The sequence below is a fragment of the Pantoea sp. genome (assembly GCF_028283705.1).
Lineage (GTDB): Bacteria > Pseudomonadota > Gammaproteobacteria > Enterobacterales > Enterobacteriaceae > Pantoea.
Genome location: NZ_JAPWKD010000034.1, coordinates 511,956 through 524,904, shown reverse-complemented (window position 1 = coordinate 524,904; position 12,949 = coordinate 511,956). Strand labels below are relative to the sequence as shown.

At 54.6% G+C, this 12,949-nt stretch carries 10 protein-coding genes; 2 read left to right on the top strand and 8 right to left on the bottom strand.

Features of this window, described 5'->3' with window-relative positions; translation table 11 throughout:
- Positions 1-64 precede the first annotated feature (64 nt).
- From PW844_RS29150 to cysJ, 3 genes are read right to left on the bottom strand one after another with little or no spacing between them, the layout of a single operon-like run.
- Entirely contained in the window at positions 65-799 is a 735-nt protein-coding gene (locus PW844_RS29150; protein WP_299460326.1) for a phosphoadenylyl-sulfate reductase, read from the bottom strand.
- Complete coding sequence (cysI, locus tag PW844_RS29145) at positions 796-2,520, bottom strand: assimilatory sulfite reductase (NADPH) hemoprotein subunit (RefSeq protein WP_299460323.1); 1,725 nt, start codon at positions 2,518-2,520, stop codon at positions 796-798. The genes PW844_RS29150 and cysI overlap by 4 nt, the downstream gene beginning before the upstream one ends.
- On the bottom strand, positions 2,520-4,325 hold the full coding sequence (gene cysJ / locus PW844_RS29140) for an NADPH-dependent assimilatory sulfite reductase flavoprotein subunit (protein ID WP_299460320.1): 1,806 nt from the start codon (positions 4,323-4,325) through the stop codon (positions 2,520-2,522). Before cysJ ends, cysI begins: the two co-directional genes overlap by 1 nt.
- Before the next feature lie 295 nt (positions 4,326-4,620).
- On the opposite strand from cysJ, the gene queD reads away from it, so the two are divergent.
- Together queD and PW844_RS29130 are read left to right on the top strand one after the other, a co-directional pair.
- Positions 4,621-4,980, top strand: a complete 360-nt coding sequence (gene queD, locus PW844_RS29135; RefSeq protein ID WP_084876474.1) for a 6-carboxytetrahydropterin synthase QueD — start codon at positions 4,621-4,623, stop codon at positions 4,978-4,980.
- A 132-nt stretch (positions 4,981-5,112) separates the two neighbouring features.
- On the top strand, positions 5,113-5,712 hold the full coding sequence (locus tag PW844_RS29130) for an inorganic diphosphatase (protein WP_084876475.1): 600 nt from the start codon (positions 5,113-5,115) through the stop codon (positions 5,710-5,712).
- 31 nt (positions 5,713-5,743) lie between these two features.
- Here PW844_RS29130 and queE read toward each other — a convergent pair whose 3' ends face one another.
- The 5 genes from queE to relA form a co-directional block, all read right to left on the bottom strand.
- The gene (gene queE, locus PW844_RS29125; RefSeq protein ID WP_084876476.1) at positions 5,744-6,415 is read right to left on the bottom strand and encodes a 7-carboxy-7-deazaguanine synthase QueE; all 672 of its coding nucleotides are present in this window, start codon (positions 6,413-6,415) and stop codon (positions 5,744-5,746) included.
- 148 nt (positions 6,416-6,563) lie between these two features.
- Complete coding sequence (eno, locus tag PW844_RS29120; protein ID WP_208716268.1) at positions 6,564-7,862, bottom strand: phosphopyruvate hydratase; 1,299 nt, start codon at positions 7,860-7,862, stop codon at positions 6,564-6,566.
- 74 nt (positions 7,863-7,936) lie between these two features.
- Entirely contained in the window at positions 7,937-9,574 is a 1,638-nt protein-coding gene (gene pyrG / locus PW844_RS29115; protein ID WP_208716269.1) for a glutamine hydrolyzing CTP synthase, read from the bottom strand.
- 253 nt (positions 9,575-9,827) lie between these two features.
- On the bottom strand, positions 9,828-10,619 hold the full coding sequence (gene mazG / locus PW844_RS29110) for a nucleoside triphosphate pyrophosphohydrolase (protein ID WP_299460305.1): 792 nt from the start codon (positions 10,617-10,619) through the stop codon (positions 9,828-9,830).
- A 72-nt stretch (positions 10,620-10,691) separates the two neighbouring features.
- On the bottom strand, positions 10,692-12,926 hold the full coding sequence (gene relA, locus PW844_RS29105; RefSeq protein WP_299460302.1) for a GTP diphosphokinase: 2,235 nt from the start codon (positions 12,924-12,926) through the stop codon (positions 10,692-10,694).
- Positions 12,927-12,949 lie beyond the last annotated feature (23 nt).

Sequence of the window (12,949 nt, the reverse complement as noted above, 5' to 3'; positions counted from 1 at the left end):
GCGCGATAAATCGCGCGATCTTTTAAAAGACGCGCGATTTATCGCGCCGCTACGGGTGAAAACCTTAACCTTCGTGCAGGCCGCACTCACGCTTCAGACCGAAGAAACGCGTTTCTTCTTCCGCCATGCCGGGTTCCCATTTCTTCGTGGTATGCGTATCCCCCACTGACAGGTAACCCTCATCCCACAGCGGATGGTATTTCAGGCCATGCTGTTTCAGGTACTGATGCACCTGGCGGTTATCCCAGTCGATAATCGGCAGAACTTTAAAAACACCACGCTGAATCGCCAGTACTGGCAGATGCGCCCGGCTGCCGGATTGATCACGGCGCAGGCCCGCAAACCAGGTTTGCGCCCCCAGCGTTTCCAGCGCGCGGTTCATTGGTTCCACTTTATTGATCTGGTTGTATTTCTCGATCCCTTCGACACCCTGCTCCCACAGTTTGCCGAAGCGTGCTTCCTGCCACGCAGGCGAGGTCTCAGCACGGAATACCTGCAAATTCAGGTTGAGTTGCTCAGTCAGCTCATCGATAAAGCGATAGGTTTCCGGGAACAGATAACCGGTATCGGTCAGAATCACCGGAATCTCCGGTTTCAGCCGGGTGACCATATGCAGCAACACCGCCGCCTGAATACCAAAGCTGGACGAGAGTACAAACGCACCAGGCAGTTGCTCCAGCGCCCAGTTCAGACGCTCTTCTGCCGATTGTTTTTCCAGCCGGGCGTTGGTTTCTGCCAGCGCCATTACGCGATCAATTTTCGGTAAATCATTCAGTGCGGAAAGATCGAGTACCGTCATACTGCCTCCGGGTCCCAAAAATCACGGGCAGGATCAACCACTGGCTTCACGATGCCCGCGCGAATCACGAAGTCGCCAAAACCTTCTTCACCTTTGCGTTCTTTGGCCCAGCGTCCCACCAGCTCATCAATGCTGGCGAGGATCTCGCCTTCCGTGATGTTTTCACGATACATACGCGGAATACGGGTACCGATACGGTTGCCGCCAATATGCAGGTTGTAACGACCTGGCGCTTTGCCCACCAGACCGATTTCGGCCAGCATGGCACGGCCACAGCCGTTAGGACAACCGGTAACGCGTAGCACTATGTGCTCCTCGCCAACGCCATGACCATGCATGATTTCTTCCACTTTGGTCACGAACGACGGCAGGAAGCGCTCGGCTTCAGCCATCGCCAGCGGGCAAGTCGGGAAAGATACACAGGCCATCGAGTTTTCACGCTGCGGCGTCACCTGTTCCATCAAACCATGTTCACGGGCGATGGCTTCAATCTGCGCTTTTTGCTTCTCCGGCACCCCCGCCACGATCAGGTTCTGGTTGGCAGTCAGACGGAAATCACCCTGATGCACTTTGGCGATTTCGGCAATACCGCGTTTCAGCGGACGGCCCGGATAATCCAGCAAACGACCGTTTTCAATAAACAGCGTCAGATGCCATTTCTTATCGACACCCTTGATCCAGCCAATACGGTCGCCACGGGTGGTGAATTCGTACGGACGCGTCGGACCGAAGGTCAGTCCGGCACGTTTTTCCACTTCAGCTTTAAAGGTTTCCACGCCCACGCGTTCCAGCGTGTATTTGGTTTTGGCGTTTTTACGATCGGTACGGTTGCCCCAGTCACGCTGCGTGGTCACCACGGCGGCCGCGACATCCAGGATCTTCTCCACCGGCAGGAAGCCAAATTCGCTGGCGGTGCGCGCGTAAGTCGCTTTGTTGCCGTGATCGATCGACAGCCCACCGCCCACCAGCAGGTTAAAGCCCACCAGCTTGCCTTTCTCAGCGATAGCAATAAAGTTGAGATCGTTAGCGTGCAGATCCACATCGTTATGCGGGGGGATCACCACCGTGGTTTTAAACTTACGCGGCAGGTAAGTCTCACCGAGGATCGGCTCCTCATCGGTGGTGGCAACTTTTTCCTGATCCCACCAGATCTCCGCATAGGCGCGGGTTTTCGGCAGCAGGTGCTCCGACAACTTTTTCGCCCATTCGTAGGCTTCCTGATGCAGCTCAGATTCCACCGGATTCGAGGTACACAACACGTTACGGTTGACGTCGTTAGCGGTTGCCAGCGCATCAAGACCGACTTCATGCAGCATCTGGTGGGTCGGCTTGACGTTCTTCTTCAGAATACCGTGAAACTGGAACGTCTGGCGGTTGGTCAGACGGATACTGCCGTAAATGGTTTTGTCGGTGGCGAATTTATCAATCGCCAGCCACTGGGTCGGCGTGATGATGCCGCCCGGCAGACGGCAACGCAGCATCATGGCATGGCGCGGTTCGAGTTTCTGCGCCGCACGCTCGGCACGGATGTCACGGTCATCCTGCTGGTACATACCGTGGAAACGGATCAGCAGGAAGTTATCGCCGTTGAAGCCGCCGGTCAGACCATCATCAAGATCTTCAAGGATGGTGCCACGCAGATAATTGCTTTGCTTTTTCAGACGCTCGGCATCAACAAGTTTGCCTTCAACGACCAGCGGTCCAGGGTGTTTTTCACTCATTAGTAAACGTCTCGCTGATAACGGCGCTCAATGCGCAGCTCACTTAAAAACTCGTCAGCCGTTTCACGATCCATTCCACCGTGCTCGGCCACCACATCCAGTAATGCCTGCTCAACGTCTTTCGCCATGCGATTGGCGTCGCCGCAGACGTAAAGGTGCGCGCCTTCTTCAATCCAGCGCCACACTTCCGCACCTTTGGCACGGATTTTATCTTGTACGTAAATCTTCTCTGCCTGGTCGCGTGACCACGCCAGATCGATATGGGTCAGCAGACCGTCTTTGACATACTTCTGCCACTCAACCTGATACAGGAAATCGTCGGTGAAGTGCGGGTTGCCAAAGAACAGCCAGTTTTTGCCGCCTGCACCCTCGTTATCACGCTGTTGCATAAAGGCGCGGAACGGGGCGATGCCAGTACCGGGTCCGATCATGATCACCGGCGTTTCCGGGTTGGCAGGCAGACGGAAGTTGTCGTTATGTTCGATAAACACGCGAATGTCGCTGTCTTCTGCCAGACGATCGGCCAGCCAGGTCGAGGCACCGCCGCCACGTACCCGTCCATCGATGTCGTAGCGCACCGCACCCACGGTGATGTGCACTTCAGTTTCGTTCTCAGCCTGCGAGGACGCAATGGAGTAAAGACGCGGCGTCAGCGGGCGCAGCAGCCCGGTTAACTGCTCAGCGTTCAGTTCAGTGGGAGCCTGGCGCACCATATCGACAATCGGCAGGCTCTGCGCATAGTGTTGCAGTTTCGGTTTGTCACCCACCAGTGCCAGCAGCGCATCGTTGCGCGCCAGCGCGGCATAATGTTCGACGATCTGCGGCGTGTTCACCGTCAGCTCGAAATGACGTTGCAGGGCATCAGACAGCGCCAGGGTTTCACCGTGGATAGTCACCGGCTCGTCACCTTTCAGCCACAGCAATTCCAGCAGCTCGGTTACCAACGCCGGATCGTTTTCATACCAGACACCGAGGGCATCGCCCGGCTGGTAACGCAGGCCCGAATCGCCGAGATCGATTTCGATATGACGCACGTCTTTATCGGAATCACGCCCGGTGATTTTCTGGTTCACGGCAAAGCTGGCTGTCAGCGGCGCTTCTTTGCTGTAAGGACTGCTGTGGACTTCGTTAACACTGCCCGCTGCGGTGATAGCTGCAATGGCGGGTGCTTCAGTCGGCACACGCGCTTTCAGGATGTCGGTAATTTGCTTACGCCAGGCGCTTCCCTGTTCGGCATAATCCACATCCGCGTCAACGCGATCCAGCAGACGCTCAGCACCCAGCTCGGCCAGGCGACTGTCGAAGTCCTTACCGGCTTTGCTAAAGAATTCGTAGGACGTATCGCCGAGACCAAATACGGCAAAAGCCGCGCCCTTCAACTGCGGGGCTTTTTTCGACATCAGGAATTTATGCAGCGCCACCGCTTCTTCCGGCGGCTCGCCTTCACCCTGGGTGGAGGTCACCACCACCAGCAGCTTTTCCTGACCAATTTGTTTGAATTTGTAGTCACCGGCGTTGACCAGATTAACGCTCAGTTTGGCGGCCAGCAGGTCATCACGCAGTTGTTCCGCCAATCGGCGTGCATTGCCGGTTTGTGATGCGGAGATCAACAGGATGGTCGGCACGTCGGCCTGCACCGGCGCAGGGGCAGCCACGGCTCCTGGCGTCTGGTTGACCATGCCCCAGAAATAACCCGAAAGCCATGCCATTTGGGTGGTAGAGAAATCGGTAGTCGCCGCCTGTAAGCGCGCGAGTTGCTCCGGGGTTAGCGGCAGCAGTGAACCTGGGGGTGCCTGAGTCGTCATCGCGTTAAAAATTCCAGTATCAGAAGTCCGGACCGTAAAATGGCGGAAGAGTGAGTAGGTTACCGGCCCGTATATTAACGATTAAATACACCTTCGACATAATAAATAACCAAAACGACTAAGTGGTTTTTCGGGTAATGCTAACCAGCAAAAGTGGTAAATAAAGCAATGTATATTCAATAAGTTAATTTTCAGCCTGATTGGGTTAAGTGCGTAAAATGCCCTGTTCATCGGTAACGGATGCTAAAAATCTGCATTTCAGGTAGACTTCAGCGGTTTTTATGTTGAGGCCATTATGTCTACCACGTTGTTTAAAGAGTTCCAGTTTGAAGCGGCGCACCGCTTACCTCACGTGCCTGAAGGGCACAAATGCGGTCGTCTGCACGGCCACTCCTTTCTGGTGCGGCTGGAAATTACCGGTGAAGTGGATGCTTATACCGGTTGGGTTATGGATTTTGCAGAACTGAAAGCGGCGTTTGCGCCGATTTACGATCGTCTCGATCATCATTATCTGAATGACATCCCGGGACTCTCTAATCCCACCAGCGAAGTGCTGGCAAAATGGATTTGGGACGAGATGAAGCCGATCCTGCCAGAACTCAGTGCGGTGATGATCAAAGAAACCTGCACCGCAGGCTGCGTCTACCGCGGATAGTTGTTGTGTTCCCGGGCTGCTCCCGTGCAGCCTGAGTTTTCTGCCCTACGCTTCTTTACACTCAGGTCATCTGGTTGTCATCAACTCCCCCTACGTTGTTGTCTCCTTCATTAAAGATCAAGAGAATCAACAATGAACCTGGTGAAACGCCTTTCCCTGATTGCTGTTTTTATTTCCGCCTCTGCCGCCGTTCAGGCGCAAAACGTGCTTGATTTCCCGCAGCCGAAAAACGTGCCGGATGAGTTTTATGCCGTCACGGAAATCCCGGCGGGTGGCAATATCAAGTATGAAACCGACGCGAAAACCGGCTTTATCGTCGCCGACCGTTTTCAGTCGATGCCGGTGGCTTACCCGGCCAACTACGGTTCGCTGACTCAATCGCTGGGTGGCGATGGTGATCCGCTGGATGTCATTTTCTATAGCCGTGCCCCGCTGCAACCGGGTACGTTGATTAAGCTGCGCCCGATTGGCGTGCTGAAGATGATCGATGGTGGCGAAGTGGACGATAAGATCGTCGCGGTGCCCGCCAGCAAAATCGATCCCACCTATGACGATATCAAGACGATGAACGATCTGCCGAAGATCGAGCAGGAACGTTTGCAGGCGTTTTTTCGTGTCTACAAACAACTGCCGGATGGTCGTAAGAAAGTGGAGTTGAATGGTTTCCAGGATGCGGCGGCAGCGAAAGCAGAAATTAAGCAGGCTTTTGACGCGTATCAGGCGAAGCAGTAACGACGAGGGCGGCCGTGGCCGCCCTGATTTATCAGGCGATATTGAGATATTTGTGCGTCTGCATCGACAAGCGCCAGTTACGGGCAATACAGGTTTCGATGCACAGTTTGGTCGCCGCATCACCACGGCTGATCGGCTGTAGCGCAATGATGCGCTTTTTCTCGTCGTGCAAGCCTGCCAGCAGCGCATCCAGCGCTTCAACATCACGTTCGCGCGCTACCGGATGTTTGATCTCATCCGCCCGCACTAACGCCTGCGGCAGCACATCGTAACCACCGCGCATATTCACTTTCGGTGAAACCGTCACCCAGGTGGTGTCAGTGCAGCGAATTTCATGGGTGCCGCTGGTTTCAATCTGGCACTGAAAACCCGCCGCTTCCAGTGCGCTGGTCAGAGGGCGTAAATCGTAAATGGCCGGTTCACCACCGGTGATCACTACATGGCGCGCGGTCCAGCCCTGACGCTGAATGCTCTCAATCAGCATCGCAGCATCGGCGTTGCCCCAGGCATCGCTTTCAACAGTTTTGACCAGAATGTCACCGAGCGAGGTCTCCCGATCTGCCAGCTTTTCCCAGGTATGTTTGGTATCACACCAGCTACAACCCACCGGACATCCCTGCAAGCGGATGAACAGTGCCGGAACGCCCGTGTAAAAACCTTCGCCCTGCAGCGTCTGGAACATTTCGTTAATCGGGTAGAACATTTTTTACTCACTTCATCATTTCAAGGCGCAGATTATGGCAGATCTGTCACCGGTAACAACAGCGGCTTTACGCCAAAAATGCAAAAGCCCCGCACAAGGCGGGGCTTCACATCGGGCGATACCGCCTTACGGCAGCATCAGCAGGCGATTAAGCCTGGCCTTTCACTTCTTTCAGACCATTGAAAGGTGCTTTCGCGCCCAGTGCTTCTTCAATACGAATCAGCTGGTTGTACTTGGCAACGCGGTCAGAACGGCTCATAGAACCGGTTTTGATCTGGCCAGCCGCAGTACCTACCGCCAGGTCAGCGATGGTCGCATCTTCGGTTTCACCTGAACGGTGTGAGATCACCGCGGTGTAGCCAGCGTCTTTCGCCATCTTGATAGCAGCCAGTGTTTCGGTCAGTGAACCGATCTGGTTGAATTTGATCAGGATGGAGTTAGCGATACCTTTATCGATACCTTCTTTCAGGATCTTGGTGTTGGTTACGAACAGATCGTCACCTACCAGCTGGATTTTGTCGCCCAGCACTTTGGTCTGGTAAGCGAAGCCCGCCCAGTCAGACTCGTCCAGACCGTCTTCGATAGACACGATCGGGTACTGTTTGGTCAGATCTTCCAGGAAATGAGTGAATTCTTCAGAAGTGAACGCTTTACCGCCTTCACCCGCCAGCACGTATTTGCCGTCTTTGTAGAATTCAGACGCTGCGCAGTCCATCGCCAGGGTGATGTCTTTGCCCAGTTCGTAGCCTGCTGCTTTTACCGCTTCAGCGATAACGGCCAGTGCTTCGGCGTTAGAACCCAGGTTCGGCGCGTAGCCACCTTCGTCACCCACTGCAGTGTTCATGCCTTTGCTTTTCAGCACTTTTGCCAGGTGATGGAAAACTTCAGAACCCATACGGATGGCTTCTTTAACAGTTTTCGCGCCAACCGGCTGAATCATGAATTCCTGGATGTCGACGTTGTTGTCAGCGTGCTCACCACCGTTGATGATGTTCATCATCGGCAGCGGCATAGAATATTTGCCCGGGGTGCCGTTCAGTTCAGCGATATGCTCATACAGCGGCTGACCTTTAGAAGCAGCAGCAGCTTTAGCCGCAGCCAGAGAAACGGCCAGAATGGCGTTTGCACCGAAGTTGGATTTGTTCTCAGTACCGTCCAGCTCGATCATGATCTTATCGATGTTCGCCTGGTCTTTGGCATCTTTGCCTTTTACCGCGTCAGCGATCGGACCGTTAACCGCCGCAACCGCTTTGGTTACGCCTTTGCCCAGGAAACGAGATTTGTCACCGTCACGCAGCTCCAGAGCTTCGCGAGAACCGGTTGATGCACCTGACGGCGCAGCAGCCAGACCAACGAAACCACCTTCCAGATGCACTTCTGCTTCTACAGTCGGGTTGCCACGGGAGTCGATAATTTCGCGACCGATGACTTTTACGATTTTGGACATTCGATTTTCCTCAGTACAAGTTAGTCAATCCTAAGACAAACAACGCGCGAAACTTCGCGCGCTGCTCGTGAAACTTACTTCGCTAACCGCTTCTGGTACTCCTGCGCCGCTTTAACAAAGCCAGCGAACAACGGATGACCATCGCGCGGGGTCGACGTGAATTCCGGGTGGAACTGACAGGCCACAAACCACGGATGGTTTGGAATCTCAATGATTTCGACCAGTTGATCGTCACCGGAACGGCCTGCAATGCGCAGACCCGCCGCTTCAATCTGCTTCAACAGCATATTGTTTACTTCATAACGGTGGCGGTGACGTTCAGTGATCACGTCTGAGCCGTACATCTGGCGTACTTTGCTTTCCGGCGTAAGCTGGCACTGCTGGCTACCCAGACGCATGGTGCCGCCCAGATCGCTCTGCTCGCTACGCACTTCGACGTTGCCTTCTTCGTCACGCCATTCGGTGATCAGCGCAACCACCGGGTACTTACAGTCTGGCACAAATTCAGTTGAGTTGGCGCCAGCCATTCCCGCCACGTTGCGGGCAAATTCCATCAGTGCAACCTGCATTCCCAGGCAGATGCCGAGGTAAGGCACGTTGTTTTCACGCGCGTATTGCGCGGTCATCAGTTTGCCTTCCACGCCACGGTAGCCAAAGCCACCCGGAATCAGAATAGCATCCAGATCTTTCAGTAATTCGACACCACGGGTTTCAACATCCTGCGAATCGATCAGCTTGATATTAACGGTGACACGATTTTTCAGACCACCGTGTTTCAGGGCTTCAATCACGGATTTGTACGCATCCGGCAGCTCGACATATTTGCCGACCATACCGATGGTCACTTCGCCGCCCGGATTCGCTTCTTCATAAATCACCTGCTCCCACTCGGCCAGGTTGGCTTCCGGAGCATTCAGGTTGAAGCGTTTACAGATGTAGTCATCCAGACCCTGCGATTTCAGCAGGCCCGGAATTTTGTAGATGGAATCAACATCTTTCAGGGAAATAACCGCTTTTTCCGGAACGTTACAGAACAGCGCAATTTTGGCGCGTTCGTTGGCCGGTACAGCGCGGTCAGAACGGCAGATCAGCACATCTGGCTGAATCCCGATGGACAGCAGTTCTTTGACCGAGTGTTGTGTCGGCTTGGTTTTCACTTCGCCTGCGGCAGCCATGTACGGCACCAGCGTCAGGTGCATATACATAGTGTGTTCACGGCCCACATCGACCGCCATCTGGCGAATCGCTTCGAGGAACGGCAGGGACTCGATATCCCCCACGGTGCCGCCGATTTCCACCAGAACCACATCGTGGCCTTCGCCACCTTCAATGATGCGTTCTTTGATAGCGTTGGTGATGTGCGGGATAACCTGAATGGTCGCACCCAGATAGTCGCCACGACGCTCTTTGCGCAGCACTTCTGAGTAAATACGGCCGGTAGTAAAGTTGTTGCGGCGCGTCATTTTGGTACGGATGAAGCGCTCGTAGTGACCTAAATCCAGATCGGTTTCGGCCCCGTCGTCGGTGACGAAAACTTCACCGTGCTGAGTGGGGCTCATGGTACCCGGATCGACGTTGATGTACGGATCGAGTTTCATGATGGTCACATTCAGACCACGTGCTTCAAGGATGGCTGCGAGGGAGGCTGCGGCAATGCCTTTCCCCAGAGAGGAAACGACCCCGCCGGTCACAAAAATATAGTTCGTTGTCATGCTGAACCTGAGAGTTTAGGTTTAAAGACGATGGAATAACCAGGACGGGAAAACAGTATACCTGAAGTCGTCACCTGCCACAATTGATCAATCACCACCCTCTCCTCCTGCGCAGTGCAGCGAATAACATAGCGGATAGCCAGGGGGGAAATGTTGACGCACGTCACAAAGTTGCCGCTCAGCTGAATCGAGTAAGCTCAAGCGGCGATTTTATGCGCAGCGCTGGAATAATCAACAAATCGCCTGCGATACGTTACTGCTTGTTCTCACTGACTTTAACCTGCTGCCAGGCCTCTTCCATCTGCTCAAGGGTGGCATCGCTCATCACCAGCCCCTGCGCGGCAATCAGCCCTTCCACCTGGCGAAAACGACGTTCAAATTTGTCATTGGCCTTTTGCAACGCGACCTCGGCTTTGCTGCCGAGATGACGTGAAAGATTGACCGTGGCGAATAACAAATCGCCGATTTCCTCTTCCAGCTTGTCGTTATCGATCACCGCCTGCTGCGCTTCGTGCATCACTTCATCAATTTCTTCATGCACTTTATCCAGCACCGGACCGAGGCTATTCCAGTCGAACCCGACATTGCTGCAACGTTTCTGGATTTTGTGCGCGCGCATTAACGCAGGCAACGCTTTGGGGATGTCATCCAATGCCGAATGCTGCGCTTTTTCCGCCCGCTCATGTTGTTTGATGGCTTCCCAGTTTTTAATCACCTGCTGTGCATCATCGACCTGCGTATCGCCGAAGATATGCGGGTGACGGCGTTCAAGTTTGTCGCTGATGGCGTTGCAGATGTCATCGAAGTTGAAACGCTGCTGCTCATTGGCCATCTGCGCGTAAAACACCACCTGGAACAGCAGATCACCCAGTTCCCCGCGCAGATCATCAAAATCTTCGCGCTGGATGGCATCAATCACTTCATACGTCTCTTCCAGCGTATAAGGGGCGATGGAGGCGAAAGTTTGCTGCCGATCCCACGGGCAACCACGCTGCGGATCGCGCAGGGTTTGCATGATGGTGAGCAGACGTTGGATAGATGTCATTGGCAGGTCCTTTGGGGAATAACGATTTGTAGCGGCGCGATAAATCGCACCGCTACGGTTGGTGCATGGTGTTTAATGCAAACGGCGCGCGTCGATAATATCGGGCACCTGATTCAGTCGGGCAAGCACGCGGCCCAGCACCTGCTGGTTGTAAATCTCGATATCCATATCGATGGTGGCCAGCTGTTTACGGGTATCGCTGCGGCTGGAGACGCCGAGGACGTTGACCTTCTCATTCGCCAGGATGGTGGTGATATCGCGCAGCAGGCCGCTACGGTCGTTAGCCGTCACACGTACCACCAGCGAATAACCGCTGGAGTAGCTCTCCCCCCACACCGCATCAACAATACGTTCCGGCGCATGGGAAATCAGCTCCGCCAGTTGGTCACAATCGGCGCGGTGAATCGAGATGCCGCGCCCCTGGGTGATAAAGCCGACGATATCGTCACCCGGAATCGGCTGACAGCAGCGGGCGATGTGGTGCAACAGGTTACCGACCCCTTCCACCACTACACGGCCACTCTCTTTGCGCGCCGACGATGGCGTGTGCGATTTTTGCGTCAGCTGACGCAGCGCTTCGCGGTCTTCCTCTTCGGCACTCGGTTTGTTGAGCTTGCCTTGCAGGAAGTTGACCATCTGGTTGAGACGAATATCACCGCCGCCAATCGCCGCCAGCAGTTCATCCAGCGATGTGACGTTATAGCGCGGCAGCAGCAGCTTCTCCGCCTCACGCAGGCTGATATCCAGCTGAGTCAGCTCAGTATCCAGAATCTGACGACCGGCGATAATATTCTTGTCGCGATCCTGTTTACGGAACCAGTTATGTATCTTCGAACGACCACGGCTGGTGGTGATATAGCCGAGATTCGGGTTCAGCCAGTCACGGCTGGGGTTCGGCTGCTTCTGGGTGATGACCTCAACCTGGTCGCCCATCTGCAACTGATAGGTGAACGGGACGATACGGCCACCAATTTTGGCACCGATGCAGCGGTGACCAATATCGCTGTGGATGTGGTAAGCAAAATCGAGCGGCGTTGAACCCGCAGGCAAATCCACCACGTCGCCCTTCGGGGTAAACACGTAAACCCGGTCGTCAAACACCTGGCTACGCACCTCTTCCAGCATTTCGCCAGAATCTGACATCTCTTCCTGCCAGGTGATCAGCTTACGCAGCCAGGCAATACGTTCTTCATGACCTGCCGCACCACGCGCGTTGCTGCTGGTTGGGCCTTCTTTGTATTTCCAGTGCGCCGCCACGCCCAGCTCAGCATCTTCATGCATCTGCCGGGTACGGATCTGGATTTCAACCGTTTTGCCCTGTGGCCCCAGCACCACGGTATGGATGGACTGATAACCGTTAGGTTTCGGGTTGGCAACGTAGTCGTCGAACTCACTCGGCAGGTGGCGATACAGGGTATGCACCGTACCCAGCGCGCCATAGCAATCCTGCAAGCGTTCCGCCACGATGCGCACTGCTCGCACATCGAACAACTCATCGAACGCCAGCGATTTTTTCTGCATCTTGCGCCAGATGCTATAGATATGTTTCGGGCGACCATACACCTCGGCACGCACACCCTCTTTCTGCATCTCTTTGCGCAGGTTATCGACGAAATTTTCGATGTATTGTTCGCGATCGATACGCCGCTCATGCAGCAGCTTAGCGATACGTTTGTATTCATCAGGATGGAGATAGCGGAAACAGTAATCCTCCAGTTCCCACTTGAGCTGGCCGATACCGAGACGGTTGGCGAGTGGCGCGTAGATGTTGGTGCTCTCTTTGGCCGCCAGCACGCGTTCGTCTTCAGGGGCATCCTTCATTTCACGCAGATGCGCGATACGTTCTGCCAGTTTGATGACCACGCAGCGGAAATCTTCCACCATCGCCAGCAACATGCGGCGCACGTTATCGACCTGCTCGGAAGCCATCGAATCGTTGTGGATCGCTTTCAGCTGACGAATCGCATCCATATCGCGCACGCCATGCACCAGCGAGACGATACCTTTACCGACGGTCTGCTCCAGCTCCTCTTCGCTGACCACATCCGCATTGGCGAGCGGGAAGATCAGCGCGGCGCGCAGGCTGTCGATATCCATACTGAGCATGGTGAGGATTTCTACCATCTCAATACCGCGCCACAGCAGCAGAGCCTGTTCAGGATGGTCGTGCGTTTCGGCTTCACAGTAGCGCCAGGTGTCAGCCAGACGCTGACAGGATTGCGGGTTAGCAATACCTAAACTGGCAATCCACTGGTCGAGGGCAAATTCCCCTGCCGTATTCAAATGCGCACTTCTAACCGCAACCATATCCTCTCCTGCCACAGCGACAT